The sequence below is a fragment of the Pectobacterium actinidiae genome (assembly GCF_000803315.1).
Lineage (GTDB): Bacteria > Pseudomonadota > Gammaproteobacteria > Enterobacterales > Enterobacteriaceae > Pectobacterium > Pectobacterium actinidiae.
In genome coordinates this window covers 1700610-1721716 of sequence record NZ_JRMH01000001.1, presented here as the reverse complement: position 1 = coordinate 1721716, position 21107 = coordinate 1700610, and the positions used below count along the sequence as shown (strand labels likewise).

Genomic DNA, 21107 nt, shown 5'->3' with positions numbered 1-21107 from the left:
CTGGGTAGATAACGCTCACTAAAAATATGTATATCCAAAAAACACATATAAATAAAAATTATCTCTATAAGGAAATAATTAAGAAAGAACGCCAATTATTATCGTTATTATCAAATGATAAATAATAAGGTTGCAGTGACTAATTTTTATTATTGGTATTGATATGGACAGCAAGACAAACGGATGCCAGACAGCATTCATTTTTGAAAAGGAAGGAATTTTTATTCACTGCGTTAATTTTCATCATGGCACCTGTCCCTGGTTGATAAAAACCGCGCTGCGTAATGACATATTTTATTACAAACATTACCACTATCGTCACACACATTAACGGCATCCTTGCTGTTCCGAGACAAATCTAACAAATAAGAATAAAAAAATATAGCGCTAAATAGGGACTCATTACCCCCTTATTCGGGCGAAGGGTACAGAGGAATTTGTTATGGCATATCCCGCTGTTCAATCGGAAAGACGGGCAATGCTGCCAACAGCTGTGCGCCATAGCCTTTAGTCAACAGACGACGATCGTAAATGACAATCTCTCCAAAGCAGTCATGGCTACGAATAAGGCGCCCAACCTGCTGGATGAGGTTAAACGAGGCGCTGGGCAAACTTTGTACGATAAACGGGTGCCGCTTGAGGCTTTTTAACCATTCGCCTTCCGTCAGAATCACCGGGCTGTCGATGGGCGGAAACGCGATTTTATGGATATGCACCTGAGAAAGCAGTTCCCCTTTCAGGTCCAACCCTTCCGCAAAGGACTGTAAGCCAATCAACACGCTAGTCTGACCTTCCTGTACCCGCTGACGATGTAGCTCGACCAACCTGTAACGCGGTTTATCTCCCTGAACCAGCAGCATCAGACGTAAATCGGTAACCTGCGTCAGAAAGAGTTGCATAGCACGCTGGCTGGCAAACAGCATCAGCATCCCTTTATGCTTATCCTGTTTTAACTCAGCCCGGAAAAACTGTGCCATTTCAGCAATATGCTGCGCTTCTGACTCCATTAACGGTTCATAACGCATTTTGGGAATCACCAGACGTCCCTGCTCGCGATGATTGAACGGTGAATCCAGCGCGATGAAGGTGTCCCCTTCCTGCTCGCTTAGGCCAGAAAGCTCCTGAATACGCGCAAAACTGTTCAATGAACGCAGCGTTGCCGAGGTCATCACGACGTGCGACACCTTCCCCCACAGCAGCCTTTCAAGCTGATCGCAGACGCGAATTCCCGCACAGTGAAGATGAAGATGCGGCTGGTTATCGCGCATTTCCCGCGTGACCCACTTGGAAACTGGCGCGTTCGACGATTTCTCCATCGCCGCCAACCGCCACAGCTTGCTCATGGACTCAAGATAACCCTGCTGGCGACTCATTTTCAGCAGTGCCTGATAGACCCGCACCACGTCATGCTTGCCAGTTTTCTCGCTGAGATCGTTAAGCATATACTCTGCCAACGCCCGCAGCGTGTCCGTCAATTTGAACAACCGCACACAGAGTTCACGCATTTCATCCGGCATTTTGCCCATCGCAAAACGGTATTCGGTTTCCAGTCCGTCATGCGGAAGAAACAGCCCGCACATTTGCGAGAAAGACAGCACGCACTCGCGGATCTCCTCACAGTGGCTGGTTAACCGTTCGCTGTTAGCGAGTCGCGGCGGCGATTTAGGCGCAAACTGCGCCATACATTGCCCGATAAGCTGCACTAGCTGTTCCAGTTGCGCCATCATATAAGCCGGATGAATGTCGCCAGACATCTCCAACGTATCGCGGGCAACATCGGGAATGTGGTGTCCTTCGTCGAGCACCAGCAGGAGATTTTTAGGGGGAGGAAGTACCGATTCGCTTTCCATCGCCGCCATCACCAACGCATGGTTGGTCACAACCACATCGGCCTGTTCAATCTCACGTCGTGCGATGAAGAATGGGCACTCACGGTAGTAATGACAGTTGTGCGCGAGGCAGTTCGCTTTGTCGGTACTCAGCTTCTGCCACAGGCTATCGTCAAGTGAATCCTGATAATGATCGCGCAGCCCATCCCAGGCATGACCTTGCAGTGCTTTCTCAAGCCGTACACAGGTGCGTTTTTCCTCCTTGCTGGCGGACATCAGTTCATCATCCAGAAAGAGCGGTAAATCCCCCTGCGCGTCGGGATCGGTTGCCAGCATCGCCAGATTACGTGGGCAAATATAACGACGACGGCCAAATGCAGCGGTAAATTTCAGTTCGGGAATAAACTTCTGCAATAGCGGCAAATCTTTGCTGTAAATCTGATCCTGCAACGCCACATTCGCGGTGCTGACCACCAGCGTTTTGTCCTCCGCACGCCCTACCGCAATACCCGGAATCAGGTAAGAAAGCGTTTTCCCGACGCCAGTTGGCGCTTCTATAGCCAGATGACGCGGGTAATCGCCCGCTAGCGTTTTCGCCACTTCGGCAATCATCTGTCGCTGGGGAACGCGGGAAATAAAATCCGGGATTTGCTCTTGCAGGGCCTTATACCATTGACCAATCTGCAATTTTATTGCGGGGGACAGCGCCATGCATACTCTATATCTGTGTAATCTGGCCGCCATTGTCCCACAGACGCCCGGCGGCGTCAGCCGATATCACGCTCGCGGCAATTCCGATCTCGACAATCTTCCGCCCAGCGATTAGTGTAAAACCCTATCTGTGCCGCGAGCGGTAAACGCTATTTTCGTAAACAATAGCTTCGGTAAATTATGTCTTCAGTCCACGCCATTAACCAATCGTACTGGTTTTCGCCACGGTTACCGCATGTTGAAAGCCGTAGCACACGCAATAGTAGCCACGCCTATAAAACACACAGCCATGCACAATTCTCGATTGGGGCGATAGAACACGGCGAAACACTTTGCCATTACCGCAACGAAACCCACCACTTACAGGTTGGCGATCTGATTTTCATCGATCCTCAACAGCCGCACAGCTGTAACCCACTTCCTGGCAGAACGCGCAGTTATCACATGCTTTATCTGGATACCGAATGGTGTCTCGATCAGATCGCGACTCACTGTGGTTATCAGGCGGATACCTTGCGTTGTAACCGCGTTATCCTGCGCGATCCCACACTGTTTATGCACTATCAGCACGTAGTAACACTGTTGTATCGGGGAGAAATAGCGTCGGCAGAAAATCATCTCAACGCGATGCTGGAGCCGATTTGGCGGCAATATTGTCAGCCTGCCGCGTCCTGTTTATCTACATCACCCCATCAGGTGTCGCAAACCACGACGCACCACGTACGCGAGCGTCTGCTGAATAATTTGCAAGAATCGCCCTCGCTGGAAACGCTGGCGAAGGAGTTGAACCTGCGACGTGAAACCATCGTGCGACAGTTTCGTCACGATACCGGCCTCACACCGATGGCATACCTAAATAATGCCCGCATTGAATATGCCAAATCGCTGCTGAAACAGGGCACAACGCTGGTTGATGCCAGCTATCAAAGCGGCTTCTGCGATCAAAGCCATTTCCACAAAACGTTTGTGCAATACACCGCCGCGACACCCGGTCAGTACGCGCGATCAATATTTGACAATAAATAGCCGAACACCTTGTCTAGACTGACCTCGATTACTTATCGAGGTCAGAAATAGCATGTTCATTAATACCCTTTTTTCCGCCGATTCTCTCTTTCCGCCCCACTTTCCTGCTCTGGCGCTGGCGCATTTTGTGGCGCTACTGAGCCCGGGTCCAGACTTCTTCCTGCTGACGGCCTACGCCATTCGCTACCGACTGCGCGGCAGTGCGGGAATTTGTCTGGGCATCGCGCTGGGCAACGGCATTTACATTCTTCTGGCTGCGTTCGGCTGGGCAGGCATCCAACATTCACCCACGCTTTTTACCCTCATCGAATTAGCCGGGGCGGGGTATCTGCTCTGGGTTGGCTACCAGTTAGTGAAAAGTCGTTCTGTGCTATCGCTACAGGCGGAACAGCCGTCAGATCGTTGTCCGACGCTACGCAAGCAGATCCTACTGGGACTCGGTTCAGCGCTGTTAAACCCCAAAAATATGCTGTTCTACATCAGCCTGATGACCAGTATTCTTGGGCAACACGTCACGCCTACGCAGCAATTCGTCAGCGGTAGCTGGATGTTTTCTGTGGTTCTGGTGTGGGATCTCTTGATAGCCGTGCTGATTGCTCGCCCGCTGATACAACAGCGTTTAACGCGCTGGTTGAACCCGATTGAGCGCGGAGCTGGTGTCATTCTGATGTTTTTTGGCCTGCTGCTTTTATTTCGGTAATGCGGTGTATTTAAAAAACGGGGAGCGTTTCGGCCTTGTTTCACAGGCTGAAGGCATTATAATTCGGAGCAGTTAACAAAAGGATAACCTGATGACTCTTCAAAAAATCGGCATTATCGGTCTTTTTGCCCTACTCGCCTTAGGCGGTATGTCTGGCATGATGCTGGTGGGCTACATTATTATCGAGCACGCGGGCTGAGGCTTTCGTACCACTAACCCGATTACGCGACTCGCCCCATCACGCAAATTGTGCCGCACGAAAACGCGGCAATTCGCGCGGCTCTTCAGACTAATACGATTGCTCAGACTGAAACGTCTGCCAGTAATCAGGAATACGTGCGAAGGTCAGTTGGAACCAGGCGGTAAACTGTTCGGGCGTCATCACCATCCGCTGTGCAATGTCGTCTATCGACTGGTATTCATAGCTCGACACTTCATCGGGATTCATCTGCGGAACGTCGTCCGTCACGCCAAAATACACATGTCCCAGTTCATGCTCAATCAGCCCGTTATCCAGCGGTAAACGATAGGTCAGGGTAAACATCGGCGTCAGCGCACAGCGCAATCCCATCTCTTCATACAAACGGCGATGTGCCGCCTGCAACGTGTCTTCACCGGGTGCTGGATGGCTACAGCAGGTATTGCTCCATAGACCGCCACTGTGATACTTCCCCTCCGCACGCTGCTGTAATAACAACTGCTGGCGAGAGTTAAAGATATAGACGGTAATCGCACGATGTAATACACCTTTTACATGCGCTTCCTGCTTCTCCATTACGCCCGTTGGCCTGTCATTTTCATCAACCAGCACGACTTCAGTCAACGGCATACCTTTCTCCTGCAATACCTGATTCTCCGGCCATATCTGTATTACGATCATCGTCATTCATCTCGCCGCCGGAGTTTTTGGCGGCGAGACGAACATCATTATAGCAGGGTGAAGCTGTCGCTCTTCACGCGCTGTGAATCCAACCCAATCATCACATCGAATTTGCCAGGTTCCACCACCTGCTGCATACGAGCATTGTAGAACTTCAGAGCGTCCTGATCGAGCGTGAAGGTGACAGTACGGGATTCTCCCGGCTGTAACATCACTTTCTCAAAGCCACGCAGCTCTTTCAGTGGGCGGCTGATAGAAGCCACCACATCATGCACATACAGTTGAACTACCGTTTCCCCTGCACGACTGCCGGTGTTTTTCACCGTCACGCTGGCGTTGATCGTTCCATTACGCTTCATCGTCTGGCTGGATAAACGCACATCTGACACGCTGAAAGTGGTGTAGCTCAGGCCGTAACCGAACGGATAGAGCGGCCCATTAGCCTCGTCGTAATAGTGAGACGTATACTTGCCTGGATTCTCCGGCGTGTAAGGACGGCCTGACGGCAGGTGATTGTAATAAATCGGGATCTGGCCGACGGAACGTGGGAAGGACATCGGCAGCTTGCCAGATGGGTTATAGTCGCCAAACAACACATCAGCGATCGCGTTGCCGCCTTCCGTACCGCTGAACCAGGTTTCCAGTATCGCATCGGCCTGCTGATCTTCACGCACCAACGCCAGAGGACGTCCGTTCATTAGCACCAGAACCAGTGGTTTACCCGTAGCTTTCAGCGCCGCAATCAGATCGCGCTGACCCTGCGGCAGGTCGATGTTCGAACGGCTGGACGCTTCATGTGCCATCCCGGCTGCTTCACCAACAACGGCGACGACGACATCGGCCTTCTTAGCTGCTGCGACCGCTTCATCAATCATCACCTGTGGCGGACGCTTATCCACCTGAACCGCATCTTCATACTGATTGAGGAAATCGATAATCCCTTTGTGATTACTGACGTTGGCACCTTTAGCATAGAGAATGGTGGCTTTATCGCCGACGGCATTCTTCAAGCCCTGATAGACGGTAATCGTCTGTTTCGTGACGCCAGCGGCAGACCAGCTTCCCATTGTATCGCGCTGGCTGTCGGCCAATGGTCCCACCACGGCAATGGTGCCTTCTTTCTTCAGCGGCAGCGTTTGCAGACGGTTTTTCAACAGCACCAGACTTTTACGCGCCACATCACGCGCATCCAGACGGTGTAAGCGACTTTCCGCATTAGTATCTACCGGATCGGAACCGACTGGCCCCAAGTGACGATAAGGATCTTCAAACAGCCCCATATCATATTTCACGTTCAGCACCTGACGGCAGGCATCGTCGATCTCCTGCACGCTCACCGCCCCGCTTTTCACCAGTTCAGGCAGATAGCGCACGAAATACTCGTCGCTCATGCTCATGCCAATACCGGACTTCACCGCCAGACGCGATGCATCACGCGGATCGCTGGCAACGCCGTGCTTAATCAGCTCTTTAATCGCACCGTGATCGGTGATGGTGATGCCTTTGAAATTCCACTGATCGCGCAGAACCTCTTTCAGCAGCCAGCTATTTGAGGTGGCTGGCGTACCGTTGATTGAGTTCAATGCGACCATCACGCCGCTGCTGCCTGCGTCAATCGCCGCTTTGTAAGGCGGCATATAGTCCTGGAACATACGCTGAGGGCTCATGTCCACGGTGTTATAGTCGCGTCCGCCTTCCACCGCACCGTAGAGTGCGTAGTGTTTTACGCTGGTCATCAGCGAGTGGCGCGCAGTGACGTCATCACCCTGAAACGATTTGACGACTACACCAGCAATTTTGCTGGTCAGCCAGGTGTCTTCACCGAAGCCTTCCGACACGCGACCCCAGCGCGGATCGCGGGTGATATCCACCATCGGCGCCCAGGTCATGTTCAGACCGTCTTCTGTCGCCTCGTAGGCCGCTACGCGTGCGCTTTTCGCAATCGCGTCCATATCCCAGCTAGAGGCCAGCCCCAGTGCGATAGGAAAAATAGTGCGCTGCCCGTGTACCACATCGTAGGCAAAAAACAGGGGAATCTTCAGGCGGCTGAGCTGCATGACCTGATCCTGCATCGCTCGAATGTCTGGGCGGGTTACCGTATTAAAAATCGCGCCAACCTGGCCGTTTCTGATCATTTCCCGAATGGCTTCTTTCGGATTATCCGTCCCGACGCTGATTAATCGGAGCTGACCGATCTTCTCTTCCAGCGTCATTTTCTTCAGCAGATCCGTGACGAACGCATCGCGTTGCTGATGTGAAGGCGATATTGATGCCGGCGCAGACGTCAACTCCTGCGCAAACGCCGGATTACAAGCAAGTCCAATTGCTATAGTCAGTGAAGTAAGCCATTTCATTCGTTATAAAGACCCAGTCAATCCAGGCGTCAGAGCGTTAGAACAGCATGCTGAAGCACAAGACAGGTTGAAGATTCCGACGGTCACATCCCTTCTCTGACAAGGCGTAAAACACCTTCTCCTGCCTTAAGCAAATAAGGCTTCCCGATAATGGTTGCCGCACCGACGCACTCAAATGCACAGCGCGTAATATAGTGCATTTATTGAGGTTTCATTTAATAAAAACTGCAAGAATTATGCTAGACAATGCGCAAAACTGACATTCAACCTGGGCGGTGACAGGGAAATAAGCGAACAGCGTGAAAGCACATGCGGCGGACAACTGCCGACGCATGCGCATCAGGGAGAATTAGCGTCGAGGTGATTGTGCGCGTAAAGCCCGGTCGAGCGCCCCAACCAGCCAGTCGATATCATGTTCCTGAAAGGCCAAAGGTGGGCGTAACTTCAGTACATTTCCATGCGGACCCGCAACCGACGTGAGCACCCGTTCAGCGCGAAGATGTTCAACAACATCCAGTGCCAGCGCTTTATCCGGCGTTTTTGTTTCTCGATCGCTGACCAGCTCAAAGCCGATAAACAACCCCGCGCCGCGGACATCGCCAACACACGCATGACGATCGGACAACAGCGCCAATTCCCGCTGCAATTTATCCCCGACAGTACGGCTATGCTCTTGCAAACCTTCCTCGCGAATAACGCGTAACACCGCCTGCGCTGCCGCGATCGACACCGGATTTCCACCAAAGGTATTAAAATAAGGAATCTCGTCGCTGAATGCCGCCAATACGTCCGCTTTTGCCAACAGTGCCGACACCGGTATGCCGTTACCCATTGGTTTACCCAACGTGACAACATCAGGCACGATGCCATGCCGTCCAAATCCCCAGAAATGCTCGCCTGTGCGGGCAAAACCAGGCTGAACCTCATCCGCGATGAAAATCCCACCATTGGCATGAACCACGTCAATCGCCGCTTTCAGGTAGCCAGCTGGCCCAGGCAACACGCCATCTGAGGAAAAAATGGAATCAGCCATAAAACCGGCGAATTTAATGCCGTTCGCCGCCATATCATCAATTTGCAGTTGTATCTGCTGTGCAAACCACGCGCCTAGATCGGGCGCGTTGACCCGATAGCGGTCGGGCGCGGGTACAAGACGCGTTGTCGCCGCCAGAGGCTGCCCGCTTCCGAGCGCGGGTGAGGCGCCAGACGTCAGTTCGCTCGTCCCGTGATAGGCTTCACGGCTCACAATAATGCCTGTCCCACCGCTGTAGGCTCGAGCCACCCGGATCGCCAGATCGTTAGCCTCCGACCCGGTACACATATACATCGCTTTGTTGATGGCAGAAGGCACCGTGCTAAGAATATCCGCAGAGTAATCCAGAATACGTTCATGTAAATAGCGGGTATGCGTGTTGAGCAGACGCATTTGTTCGTTAACGGCCTCGATGACCGCAGGGTGACAATGCCCAATACTGGCAACATTATTGTAGACATCCAGATACTTATGTCCGCTGGCATCCCACAAGTATTGCCCCTCCCCCCGAACCAGATGTACCGGATTACGGTAGAACAAACGATAGGAGTCCCCTAACACCTGGGCGCGTTTGTTGGTTAGTTTACGCGTGTCTTCATCCAGCGTCTCCGCATGTTCAGCGCGAAAGCTATTGGTATCCATGATGGTTGAGCGTGTCGCCATAATGACTCCTGATATACAAGGTTGTGGCCCGACGGCGTATCACCTGAATAAAACGCATCGGTATGTTCAGATAACGTCCACACTACACCAAAAGCAATAAAATACACAAATACAAAAAAATGCACTTTCTTGATGCACAAAAACACCAAAAAAGTGCAATAAACCTGTCACAAAAACACATTAACGACCTCAACGCAGATACCCCCTGATGGGTGACTGCGAATAAAACCCAATAAGCATTTAAGAAATAAAACAATTTAAATGACACTCGCTGTCAGATCAGAAAATGGCACGATTAGTGCTAAAACCTCAGACCACTCGCAATAAACACAAAAATACACAGAACAGGTAACCAACTGATTCGAAGCGAGGGGAAAACCGATGCCAACCTTTTCTAAAACCGTAGGGGAACGTTTATGAACCGATTTTCATTGCGCCGTATCAGTCTGATCGCTGCGCTTACCGGTGCCACACTGGTTAACGCAGTGGCACACGCTGGTACCATCACGGTCTACACCTCGTTGGAAGAAGATGAGATTAAAGATTACGTCGCGCAGGCCAAGAAAGATTTGCCCGATGTGACCATTAACGTGCTGCGCTTGTCCACTGGCGATCTCGGCCCGCGCATTTTGGCCGAATCCAAAAATCCGCAACATGACGTTATTTGGGGCTGGGCAGTCACCAGCGTGATGGATCCGCGTCTGTCTGCATTATTGGAACCCTACGATGCCAAAGGCAGTGACAACCTCGCTGCGACCTATCGCTCCCCCGATCACAAGTGGTTTGCGGCAACGGGCTATATGGCCGCCTTTTGTGTCAATACCGAAGCGCTCAAGGCCAAGAATCTTCCTGTCCCCGCGTCCTGGCAGGATCTGACCAATCCTGTCTATAAGGGCGAAATTGTGATGCCAAACCCGGTGTCATCCGGCACCGGCTATCTGCAAATCGCCGCACTGCTGCAAGCGAAAGGGGAACAAAACGGCTGGGCCTTTCTGAAATCGCTGGATGGCAACATCGCCCAATACACCAAGTCAGGCTCGCGTCCGTGTAAAGCCGCACGTACAGGTGAATATGCTATTGGCGTATCGCTGGCCTTCGCCGCCATGCAATCCATTGAAGAAGGCTACCCCGTCAAGATGGTGATCCCAAACGATGGTGCAGGCTATGAACTGGAAGCCTCCGCCCTGATGGCCTCGGCAAAGAACAAACCGGATGCTAAACGCTTCCTTGACTGGACGCTTTCTAGCAATGCTGCCGCGCTATACACCAAATACAAAGAGATCGTGACAATACCTGGCGTTGAGCAGTCTAAAGCCGCGCAAATGGCCGGTCTGCCCGCCGATCTCACCCACGTACTCTACCCTGTGGATTTCACCAAAAGCGCCAATGATCGTGATGCCACACTGGCAACCTGGCAAAAATCCATCGGCCGATAGTGGTCTGTATTCGCTCCAGAAACTGCCGCGTCGCACACTTCCGCCTGCGCGGCAGACGTAATTAAGAGGTCGCATTCATGGCACTGGTTATTCAAAATCTTTATAAAAGCTTTGAGGGTTATGTCGCTCTCGACCGTATCAATTTGTCGATCGAAAATGCCGAATTTGTCTGCCTCCTTGGGCCAAGCGGCTGTGGCAAAACAACATTGCTGCGCATCATTGCCGGATTGCTAAGCTGCGATGGGGGGAAAATCACGCTGGACGACCGCGATCTGGTTAACGTGCCGGCGAAAGAACGGGGCTTTGGCATCGTATTTCAGTCCTACTCACTCTTTCCCCACATGACGATTGCACAAAATATTGGTTATGGCCTAAAAATCCGCCAGACCCCGGCAGAGGAAATCGCCGCTCGCGTGAGTGACTTGCTGGATACCGTGCGCCTGAGTGGATTTGGCGATCGTTACCCTAATCAACTGTCTGGAGGGCAACAGCAGCGCGTGGCGATTGCGCGCGCGCTGGCCGTCAACCCTTCCTTGCTCTTGCTGGACGAACCCCTTTCAGCACTGGATGCGCGCGTACGTGCCGGACTGCGTCAAGAACTGCGCGACGTGCAACAACGGCTGGGCATTCCCACGCTGATGGTCACCCACGATCAGGAAGAAGCGATGAGCATGGCGGACAAGATCATTTGTATGCACGGTGGTCGGATTGTGCAGGAAGGAACACCGTACGAGCTTTATACCAGCCCACGTACGCGTTTCGTTGCCGAATTCATGGGACACAGTAATTTATTATCGCGCGATGTCGTCAACGCCTGTATGCCGGAACTGCTCGCGGTAGCACAGGATCCTACGCTACCGGAAGACGCCGAATTATTTATCCGACCGGAACGGATCGCCCTCCATAAAGCAGAAGGCGCAGAAGGCCGGGTCATCAATACCAGCTTCCTCGGCAGCATTCAGCGCGTGCAGGTGATGTGGAAGTCGCAACCACTATTAGTCGAGACCAGCAGCGCCGTCAACTGGTCCCCTGGTGACGCTATTCATCTCTCTATTCGCGCAGAAGACTGTGCCTGGGTGCAAGCATGAATCAATCCATTCTCCCGCCACAAACGGCCAGCGATCGTTGGCTTTCACGCCTGTGCCTGTGGATCCCGCTGCTGGCACTGCTGATGTTTTTCGGTATACCGATGCTAAGCATCGTCTGGCATAGCCTTCTCGACGACAGAAATGGCACCGTGGGATTAGCAAACTATCTGGCGCTGATGGACTCGCCAGGCATCTGGCGTGCGACAGCAAACAGCCTGCTGCTCGGTATTGTTACAACGCTGGTTACCCTGCTGTTGGGATTCATTGTCGCCTACGGGCTGGAGTGTACAGCGATGCCCGCGAAGCGTTTTATCGCTTTTGCGAGCGCGCTTCCTATTCTTGCGCCTTCGCTGGTGTTGGGACTGGGATTGATTTTTCTGCTGGGCAGAAATGGCATTATTGGCAACCTTCTCGGTATGCGATTGGATATTTATGGCTTTTGGGGGCTATTGATCGCCAACGTTCTGTACGCGCTGCCACAGGCAATTTTGATCATCCGCACCACGCTACGCCATAGCGATACCCGCCAGTATGAGGCGGCTAACGTTCTGGGCGCATCCGACTGGCGACAGTTTCTGGACATCACCCTCCCCGGACTACGATACGGCCTGCTGAGCGCCGCGTTTGTCATCTTTACCATCACGATCACGGATTTCGGCAACGCGATTGTCATCGGCGGCAACTTTTCGGTACTGGCGACGGAGATCTACAGTCAGGTCAGCGGCCAGATGAAATTCGGCATGGGAGCCGTCGTCGGGATTTTACTCTTGCTGCCCGCAGCCGCTTCTATCTGGATAGAACGCGCGACCGCCAGACGACAAAAAGCGATAGGAACACAAGCGGCCATTCCGCATGTTCCACAGCCGCTGCGCATCCGCGATATGTCGTTCTATCTGGCAGCCATGACAATCGCCCTCACAATTGTCGCCGTGATTGGCACCGTCATTATCGCCAGCATGATACGCCTCTGGCCGTATCGTCTGGATTTGACACTCAAACATTACGACATCGATCTCGCAGGTGGCTACACGCCGCTTTGGACATCGGTCTGGATTTCTGCACTGGCGGCAGTGGTTGGCACCGCACTGCTCTTCCTGCTCACCTTCGGTATTCACCGCCAGCCGGGAAAAGTTGCCAACGCCGCCGTGCTGCTCAGCGCCCTGCCTGTTGCCGTTCCTGGTCTGGTATTGGGATTATCTTACGTGTTTACGTTCAATACGGCCGATCTACCCTGGGGTATGCTCTACGGATCTGCACTGCTGGTGGCACTCTGCAATTATTACCACTATCACACACAAGGCTATACCACGATGATGATGGGCATACGCAACGTTCCGCACGCGATGGAAGATGCCACCACCGTATTAGGCGGCGGTGTCGTCCGTATTCTACGTGATGTTTATCTGCCAGCCATGCGCGTCACGCTGATTTCGGTCGCCATGTTTTTATTCATGCGCTCAATGGTTACACTGTCAGCGGTGATTTTTTTGGTCACACCGTCGTTGCCTTTAGGTGCCGTCAGCGTTATGCGTCTGGATGAAGCAGGCTTCACGTCACAGGCTGCCGCCTTTTCGACCTGTATCATGGGCATTGTGGCGATGACTGCACTCCTTCTGCATCTTGTGACAGTGAAACGGCAATCAGTTTAGCCAGCGTCAGAACCCCAAAAAATGGACAGCTATGTTAGAAGAAACGCGCTTACATCGTATACAGGCCCTGCTCTCGACATTAAACCGGGTGAGCACCGAGAAAATCATTCAACATCTCGGTGTGTCACGGGAAACGGTACGGCGCGATATCCTGAAGTTGGAAGCCGCAGGCGCGTTGCGACGCGTCCACGGTGGGATTGTGGCAACCACGCAGGAACCAGAACTGCCGTTGTCCATTCGCAATACCGTGCGAGAAAAAGAGAAGCAGGCCATTGCCCGTGCCGCGGTGCAGCAGTTAAAAGCCGGGCAAACGCTGTTTATTGACTCGGGGAGCACCACCTCTCTGCTCGCCGACGAGTTGCTCTCCATGCCGGGGATGACGGTCATTACCAATAGTCTGACCGTGGCACAGAAACTCACCGCGACAGAATCGGTCGCCCAACATAGCGTGATATTACTCGGCGGATACATGGGTGCGTCAGCACAGGCAACCAGCGGCGATATCACGGTCAATGAACTACAGCGCTATCGTGCTGACGTGGCACTCCTTTCTCCGGTCGGTGTGGATGCGGCCTCCGGTGCCAGCAGTTTTGCGCATCATGAAGCCGCCATCGCCAGAGCCATGGTGCAACATGCCCGAACGCGAATTATTCTCGCAGACCATAGCAAGGTCGGCGTCACCAGTCGGGTTGTCTACGCCACCATACCGGAAATCGACATCGTCGTGACCGATCTTTCCAGTGCAGATAAACCGGAGCTGTCATTACTACAGACGCATTGCCAACAGGTCATTATCGTCTGACGACAGGCGATGAACGGTTCCTACCGCCGTTCATCGCCCACAGCCTTTCCAGACCGGCAAACACCGCGTGCTGACAGCGAGATGAGAGATGATTTCTGTCAACTTTCGTGCTAATGCTAACGCTTCGTTAACACAAGGAGCATCAGACATGTATCAGTTGTACATCGCCAATAAAAACTATTCGTCCTGGTCACTGCGTCCGTGGGTGCTGTTGAAAACACTGTCGATTCCTTTCGAAGAGAAGCAGGTTGCCTTTGCGCCGGGTATGGCACAGCCAGCATTTAAGGCCTTTTCGCCGACGGCAAAAGTCCCCTGTCTGATCGACGGCGAGATCACGGTATGGGATTCCTTGGCGATTACCGAATATCTGGCTGAGCAACACCCTGGCGTCTGGCCTGCCGATGCCAAACCCCGAGCCTGGGCACGCTGTGCCGCAGCCGAGATGCATTCTGGCTATACCGCACTGCGTAACATCTGCGCCATGAGCTGCGGGGTGCGCGTCAAAATGAGCGATATCCCCCCAGCGCTCAGCAGCGACATTAACCGCATTGGCGAACTATGGCAGGAAGGATTGACACGTTTTGGCGGGCCGTTTCTGGCAGGGAAACAGTTTTCGGCGGTAGATGCCTTCTTTGCGCCGGTTGTCTTCCGTATCCACACCTACCAGCTTCCCGTTTCACCGGAAGCCGCCGCCTATTGCGATCATCTGTTAGCGCAGCCCGCCATGCAGCGTTGGCTAGAGGATGCCTTAGCGGAAACCTGGCGTGAAGACGAGCATGAAGAAGAAGTGAAAAAAGCGGGTGAAGTGATTGAAGATTTACGCGCTTGCGCGTGATAGGGATGCAGGCGGTGGCACGTTTGACCACCGTCAAAACATCCCCTTCCCAAACATCAGGAAGGGGGGATTGATTATTCCGTTTCGATACTCGCTATGCTCTGCGGTTGACGAGAAGCCAGCGATTTTTGTTTCTTATAGCTCAACGCGGCAGCAGGCACCTCGCTGACCTTACCGGTTTCCATCCACTTACGCAGGCGGTTAGCATCCGCAAAGTGCGTATATTTACCGAAGGCATCCAACACCACCAGCGCAACAGGTCGCTGATTAATGACCGTACGCATCACCAGACAGTGTCCCGCCTGATTCGTGAAGCCCGTTTTAGTCAGTTGAATGCTCCAGTCCGCTTTATAGACCAGGTGGTTCGTATTTCTGAACGGTTGGCTGTACGCCGGATGAGAGAACGTCGCCGTTTTCTCCTGTGTGGTACTGAGCTGACCCAGCAGCGGATATTGTTTGCTGGCAATCAAAAGCTTGGTAAGGTCGCGGGCGGTCGAGACATTATTGATGGACAACCCGGTCGGCTCCACATAACGCGTGTGGGCCATACCCAACGCGCGCGCTTTCGCATTCATCGCGCGGATAAAGGCCTGATAGCCGCCTGGGTAGTGGTGTGCCAGGCTAGCCGCCGCACGGTTCTCGGATGACATCAGCGCCAGTAGCAGCATGTCGCGGCGGCTGATCTCACTGTTCAGACGAACGCGCGAGTAGACCCCTTTCATTTCTTTCGTCTGGCTGATATCGACAGAGATGATTTCATCCAGCGGCTGATTGGCATCCAGCACCACCAGCGCCGTCATCAGTTTTGTCACCGAAGCAATCGGCACCACCACATCAGGATTACTGGAATACAGGATGTGGTTATCACGTAAATCCACCACCATCGCGCTACCGGAAGCAATTTCCTGATGCGCAGTGCCAGCGGAATACGTTGGCGCTTTCGCCACAGCCTGAGGCAACATCACAGCATGGGTTGACAGCAACAACAGGCCAAAAAGAGAAAGCTTAAAATTTTTAGTCATTCTTCAATAACTTAAACAGTATTCTGTTAAATGAAAGGGATGGGCACCGGCATTATAATTTACCGCCCTTTCCCACGCACTCATGCAGCAGAAAAAGCTTTGTGACAAATTTTGACAAACGATTATAGTAACCTACTGTTTTCTATCGTATTGCGCCAGAGACGGTCTTATTTTGCGCATGTGGTTAAGCAAATACAGGCTGATGCCGCTGAATATCCCCGCAGTAATCCCACTTGCCGCACCGGACAGCAGGCAAAATACGGGATCATGCGCCAGTGCCGGAAACCGAGCCAACTGGACGGAAAAGTAGAAACGAGAACAAAACGTCGACAGCATCAAGATCAGCGGCCACCACGAACCAGTGCGTTGAAAACAGCGCAATTCCGGCAGATAGGTTCCTGACCTCTTCCCCCACGCCCATCCGATGCCCAGCCCAATGAGCAACGCCAGCAGAAATCCTCCCGCCGCCGCAAGCGGGAGCATCAGCGTATGAAAAATCGCGCTGATACCCCACACGATGAAAACCATCGGCACAACTAGCATGCGTACCAGCGATTGCTGTCGCGGCTGGCTGGCTTTTACGCCAGCATAAATCAGGTAACCCAACACGATCCACACCCAATAAGGCGTGTGACGCAGAATAATCAGCAGGTTTTCCACGGCTGTACTATTTCCTTGATCAATGTGGCCTTCATCAACGGTGATAGCCAACAACCGGTGCGACTACGGGGTGATTTTGGCCTGTTCCAACGCCTGTTTCACCGCGTTAATCACCCCCTGACTCGATAACGTTGCGCCCGTTACCGCATCCACCTTGTTGATATCCTGCTTCTCAATAAGATCCGGCACGATTTGATCCGTCGCACTCAGCATCATCGCTTCGGTATCGCCATGCTTCAGCACTTCAGCATTGGCGATCTTCCCGTCTTTAATGCTAACCGTGACCTCAACCTCTGCGGCCTTACCCTGCGCTTTACCGATGTAGGTGCCGTCTTTATAGTGCGCCACATCGCTGCCATGAACGGACAGAGAAAAAGCCATCACTAACGTGACCATCACCGCCGAAATAGATTTTTTCATTATTTCCCCGTGTGTAAATAGAATAATAAAAACAACAATTCAATAACCAAAAAAGAACAATTAATTAAAACCTAATAATTGATAATAAGATTTCGTCTCAATATGATCCAATGACAATTGAAGCCGTAGCGCACATTCTATACACCGATCTCTGAGTGCTTTCAACTGAGTTTCATCATCGGTCATCACTGATATTTCCACGAAATAACCAAGGGATTCAATATAATCGAGCGTAATATGGAAGGAATTTAAAAAGTAGATGCTGCGGATTTTATGAATTTCAAAAAGGGGCTTATACCCTAACGTTTGTAGCATGCTGTCGGTTTTTTCAAAGGCTTCGACGTTAACCGCTTCGCAGCGATCGGCTCCCGGCCCTTTAACAATCCAGAGTTTTATCCCCGATGGTTCCATGCGGCGTACCAGCATTTTGATATGCTGCTGTTGCAGGCGATTCTCTGCATCATCGTAATAAACATCATGTTCTTTATTTTCAAAGACGAAAGCCTCGGGATGAAGGCTAAAAAGCGTATTCCTGAAAACAGCTATATCGTCGATGCGAAATTTAAGCTCTACTTCATATTTCCCTGTGAAATGTTCAACCATGTTCTTTCCCCTCACTAGATTCCCTGAAATAAAATTGACTCTCCACCATATCGAGCAGCGTTTTATTACGCTGTCATACGGAAATTCAAGATAATAATGATTCAGTCATCCGCAAAATAGATCATACAGGTAACATAATATGGCCCAATGGCCGTCCTTTATCCTCCTTGATTAACACCCTACGTCCTGTCACATCCGGTCACCGCGAGCATATTACGGCGTGATTGCTTTACGATATCAGCTGTCCCCTGCACAGCTTTTTGGCAATAAATGCCATTAGCGACGTCCCATTAAAAAAATGCGGTCAGAACCCTTGCTGGACGCTGACCGCCGTTAATAGTAGCTCAGAAGGGGAAAACCGCTAGTTCTTCACGCAGTAACCCCAGGTAATAGCAAAATCAGTGCAGAATCGAAGCCGTGATGGTGCATAAATTCACGCAAAATCAGCAATCGGGCGGAGAAAGCGTTCTCTAGCGGAATCGCTTCCCATGTCGCCGGACTCCCCAGCATGACGCGCTCCAGACGTTTAAAGGTTCGCTCCATGTCATCCTGCGGCAACCGCCAGCCTGCGTCCTCTTCTTCTACTCCCGAAATCTGTGCGATCGTGACCAACGCGGGGTCGAAAGAAAACAGAACAGAATCCGCAGGGATGTCGTGGCGAATACGCGTCACTTCATCCTCTACCGCCATGATTGCCAGCTCCATTTCGTCCGGCGTTGGGGGAAGATGCTTGAAAAACGCCGCTGCCGTTTTGTCAAAACCGATGGCTAATTGCAGGGTTGCCGACGGTTGTGATGCCGTCCCACAGACGACGGTCGTCTGCCGTTCGCCAATGCACAGTACCGTTACCGGTACATCCGGCGCAACGCGCTGTCTGGCAAGCGAGTACGCCTGTTGCAGATTCACCTCATTTTCCATCACGGCCCCTTTATTTAGTGCTGGCTCTCGTGTTGGCAGCAGCGTGCAATACCAGCGATATCCGCAGGCGTGGTTCGGCAACAGCCGCCAATCAGGCGTGCGCCTGCGTCCTGCCACTCGGGCAAATACGCGGTCAACGAGCAGACGTCATTGTGAGCGCTGCTCCAGGTTTTCGTTACCGCATCATACTGCTCGCCGGAATTGGGATAAACCACCAACGGCAAATCTGTCAGCGAGGACAGATGCGTCAGCGCAGGCGTGACATTTTCCAGCGCGATGCAGTTGATCCCCACAGCGACCACCTGCGAACAGGCGTTGACCCGCGCCAGCACCGTGCGCAATGGCGTGCCGTCGCTGAGATGCTCGCTATCACGCAGCGTAAAGGAGAACCAGGCCTGCGCCTGAGGGAACTCGGCCAGTAGCGCAATCAGCGCCTCTATCTCGGCAAAAGACGGCAGCGTCTCACAGGCCAGTAGATCGGCTCCCGCCTCATGCAGCGCGGCAATACGAGGACGATGAAACGCCATCATCTCAGCCTGCGGCAGTTGATAATCACCGCGATACTCCGAACCATCCGCCAGATAGGCACCGTACGGCCCCACCGACCCCGCGACCAGCAGCGTGCCAGCCTGCGGATTATCGCGCCGGTAATCCTCCCGCGCCTGCGCAGCCAGTTGTACGCTCTTGGCAATCAGCGCCAGTGATTCCACTTCGCTATACCCGCGCGCCGCAAACCCTTGCGGCGTCGCCTGATAGCTGGCCGTAATCGCACACTGCGCCCCGGCGTTGAAATAGTCGAGATGAACCTGATAAATCAGCGCCGGATTTTCAACCAGCACTTTCGCCGACCACAGCGGATCCGTTAAGTCACAGCCGCGCGTTTCCAGTTCGGTTGCCAACGCACCGTCCAGCACAATCGTTGAGGCCGTCGCCAGCATTTCGGTAACCGTATTTTTACGCAATGTCTTCTACTCCCGTTAATCGACGTTTCTTCATTGACTGCGTGAAATAATAAGCACCGTAGCACAGCGCGACAAACGGAATTCCACACCACAGCGCAATTCGCTGGCTTGGGTCAAACGCCAGCCCGACGCAGGCCAGCAGGCACAGCAAGAAGCCAAGAATTGGCGTGATCGGGAACCAAGGGGCACGATATTGCAGCTCGGAAAGCGGTTTTCCCGCGCGGACATGGTGACGGCGGAACATATAGTGCGATGCGCAGATGCTCAGCCACACCGCCACGACAGCAAAGCCGGAAATTGCGGACAGCGCCACGTAAACGGTATCCGGTGCAACCACGCTGGAGAACAGCGCCAACAGCCCGCCCAGCATACTGATAGAAATGGCAAAGAGCGGAATGCCACGACGCGTCAGGCGAGAAAAACGGCGCGGTAGTGTGCCTTCGTTAGACAACGACCACAGCATACGCCCCGAGGCATACAGCCCTGAGTTAGCCGCCGACAGGATCGCCGTCAAAATCACGAAATTAAAAATGTCGGCAGCGTAAGGAATACCAATCTTTTCAAACACCAGTACAAACGGGCTTTTGGCAATACCCGCTTCTTCCATCGGGATGATCGCCGCCAGTACAAGCACCGTCCCCAGAAAGAAGATCACCAGCCGCGCGACGGTAGTACGAATCGCCATTGGCACCACCTTCTGCGGATTCTCGGTTTCGCCAGCCGCGATGCCGATTAGCTCCGTACCGGAGAAGGCGAAGTTCACCGCCACCATCGTCATCAGAATCGGCAGGCCGCCGTGTGGAAACCAGCCAGACGCAGTCATGTTCTGGAAGAACGGCGCAGGTGAACCGTCCTGCATCGGAATAAAGCCAAACATCGCGCCAGCACCGAGCACAATAAAGGCAAGAATCGTGACGACTTTAACAATAGAGAACCAGAACTCCCCTTCGGCAAAGAAGCGGGATGACACAATATTCAGCAGATAGATCAGCACACAAAACAGCAAACACCAGGTCCAGACCGGCACCTGCGGGAACCAATACTGCATGCAAAAACCGGCAGCGGTCAGGCTAGAGCCCAACGCAACCGTCCACGTCAGCCAATATAGCCACGCTACGGTATAGCCCGTTGCCGGACTGAGATAGCGGGAAGCATACACATGGAACGCGCCAGTTTCCGGCATGGCAACGGACAGCTCGCCCAGACTCAACATCACCAGATACACCACCAGCGCGCCGATCAGATACGCCAAGAGCGTTCCGGCCGCACCCGTCGTCGAAATAATGTAGCCCGTATTGAAAAACAGGCCGGTACCGATGACCCCACCGAGAGAAAGCATCACCAAGTGGCGAGCTTTCATGGTGCGCTTAAACTGCCCTTCCGTGCCTGATGCGTGTTGTTCCATGATGACCTTTCATTATAGACGTCTAAACTTCCAGATAGATGGTGTGTTATACCGTCAACCGATTCGTAAAGTAAAGGACAGGCTGGAGGGAAAGCGGTGAGATGCGTTAAA

General features: G+C 52.7%; 19 protein-coding genes. 8 read left to right on the top strand and 11 right to left on the bottom strand.

Annotation, left to right across the window (positions count from 1 at the left end):
* Positions 1–440: 440 nt before the first annotated feature.
* Entirely contained in the window at positions 441–2540 is a 2100-nt protein-coding gene (gene dinG, locus KKH3_RS07130) for an ATP-dependent DNA helicase DinG (RefSeq protein ID WP_039357471.1), read from the bottom strand.
* 180 nt (positions 2541–2720) lie between these two features.
* On the opposite strand from dinG, the gene KKH3_RS07125 reads away from it, so the two are divergent.
* From KKH3_RS07125 to KKH3_RS22435, 3 genes are all read left to right on the top strand, one after another.
* Entirely contained in the window at positions 2721–3566 is an 846-nt protein-coding gene (locus KKH3_RS07125) for a helix-turn-helix domain-containing protein (protein ID WP_039357468.1), read from the top strand.
* A 52-nt stretch (positions 3567–3618) separates the two neighbouring features.
* The gene (locus KKH3_RS07120) at positions 3619–4266 is read left to right on the top strand and encodes a LysE family translocator (protein WP_039357464.1); all 648 of its coding nucleotides are present in this window, start codon (positions 3619–3621) and stop codon (positions 4264–4266) included.
* Positions 4267–4357: 91 nt separating this feature from the next.
* On the top strand, positions 4358–4465 hold the full coding sequence (locus KKH3_RS22435; protein WP_010297573.1) for a membrane protein: 108 nt from the start codon (positions 4358–4360) through the stop codon (positions 4463–4465).
* Positions 4466–4555: 90 nt separating this feature from the next.
* Here KKH3_RS22435 and idi read toward each other — a convergent pair whose 3' ends face one another.
* The 3 genes from idi to KKH3_RS07100 form a co-directional block, all read right to left on the bottom strand.
* The gene (gene idi, locus KKH3_RS07110) at positions 4556–5095 is read right to left on the bottom strand and encodes an isopentenyl-diphosphate Delta-isomerase (RefSeq protein ID WP_039357460.1); all 540 of its coding nucleotides are present in this window, start codon (positions 5093–5095) and stop codon (positions 4556–4558) included.
* Positions 5096–5193: 98 nt separating this feature from the next.
* On the bottom strand, positions 5194–7500 hold the full coding sequence (gene bglX, locus KKH3_RS07105; RefSeq protein WP_039357456.1) for a beta-glucosidase BglX: 2307 nt from the start codon (positions 7498–7500) through the stop codon (positions 5194–5196).
* 349 nt (positions 7501–7849) lie between these two features.
* Positions 7850–9196, bottom strand: a complete 1347-nt coding sequence (locus KKH3_RS07100) for an aspartate aminotransferase family protein (RefSeq protein WP_039357453.1) — start codon at positions 9194–9196, stop codon at positions 7850–7852.
* A 416-nt stretch (positions 9197–9612) separates the two neighbouring features.
* Between KKH3_RS07100 and KKH3_RS07095 the strand changes: the two genes are divergently transcribed.
* The 5 genes from KKH3_RS07095 (at position 9613) to KKH3_RS07075 (ending at position 15006) form a co-directional block, all read left to right on the top strand.
* The gene (locus KKH3_RS07095) at positions 9613–10632 is read left to right on the top strand and encodes an ABC transporter substrate-binding protein (RefSeq protein WP_039357450.1); all 1020 of its coding nucleotides are present in this window, start codon (positions 9613–9615) and stop codon (positions 10630–10632) included.
* Between the two features lie 77 nt (positions 10633–10709).
* Complete coding sequence (locus KKH3_RS07090) at positions 10710–11720, top strand: ABC transporter ATP-binding protein (RefSeq protein WP_039357447.1); 1011 nt, start codon at positions 10710–10712, stop codon at positions 11718–11720.
* Positions 11717–13369 carry an ABC transporter permease subunit gene (locus KKH3_RS07085; protein ID WP_039357443.1) on the top strand — a complete coding sequence of 551 codons (1653 nt, stop codon included), beginning with the start codon at positions 11717–11719 and terminating at the stop codon, positions 13367–13369. The genes KKH3_RS07090 and KKH3_RS07085 overlap by 4 nt, the downstream gene beginning before the upstream one ends.
* Before the next feature lie 31 nt (positions 13370–13400).
* On the top strand, positions 13401–14171 hold the full coding sequence (locus tag KKH3_RS07080; RefSeq protein WP_039357440.1) for a DeoR/GlpR family DNA-binding transcription regulator: 771 nt from the start codon (positions 13401–13403) through the stop codon (positions 14169–14171).
* A 148-nt stretch (positions 14172–14319) separates the two neighbouring features.
* Positions 14320–15006, top strand: coding sequence for a glutathione S-transferase family protein (locus KKH3_RS07075; RefSeq protein WP_039357437.1), 687 nt, complete (start codon positions 14320–14322; stop codon positions 15004–15006).
* 74 nt (positions 15007–15080) lie between these two features.
* Here the strand turns inward: KKH3_RS07075 and pbpG are convergent, their stop codons facing one another.
* From pbpG to mmuP, 7 genes are all read right to left on the bottom strand, one after another.
* Positions 15081–16028: a D-alanyl-D-alanine endopeptidase gene (gene pbpG / locus KKH3_RS07070; protein ID WP_039357434.1), complete on the bottom strand. Its 948-nt coding sequence runs from the start codon at positions 16026–16028 to the stop codon at positions 15081–15083.
* 132 nt (positions 16029–16160) lie between these two features.
* Positions 16161–16688, bottom strand: coding sequence for a DUF6622 family protein (locus KKH3_RS07065; protein ID WP_039357431.1), 528 nt, complete (start codon positions 16686–16688; stop codon positions 16161–16163).
* Between the two features lie 63 nt (positions 16689–16751).
* Complete coding sequence (locus tag KKH3_RS07060; RefSeq protein ID WP_039357428.1) at positions 16752–17108, bottom strand: FMN-binding protein; 357 nt, start codon at positions 17106–17108, stop codon at positions 16752–16754.
* Between the two features lie 60 nt (positions 17109–17168).
* Complete coding sequence (gene cyaB, locus KKH3_RS07055) at positions 17169–17711, bottom strand: class IV adenylate cyclase (protein ID WP_039357425.1); 543 nt, start codon at positions 17709–17711, stop codon at positions 17169–17171.
* Between the two features lie 369 nt (positions 17712–18080).
* Entirely contained in the window at positions 18081–18629 is a 549-nt protein-coding gene (locus KKH3_RS07050) for a hypothetical protein (protein WP_039357423.1), read from the bottom strand.
* A gap of 14 nt (positions 18630–18643) precedes the next feature.
* Positions 18644–19591 (bottom strand): homocysteine S-methyltransferase, encoded by a 948-nt coding sequence (mmuM, locus tag KKH3_RS07045; protein ID WP_039357421.1) that lies wholly within the window; start codon positions 19589–19591, stop codon positions 18644–18646.
* Positions 19584–20996 (bottom strand): S-methylmethionine permease, encoded by a 1413-nt coding sequence (gene mmuP / locus KKH3_RS07040; RefSeq protein ID WP_039357419.1) that lies wholly within the window; start codon positions 20994–20996, stop codon positions 19584–19586. Before mmuP ends, mmuM begins: the two co-directional genes overlap by 8 nt.
* Between the last annotated feature and the right edge of the window lie 111 nt (positions 20997–21107).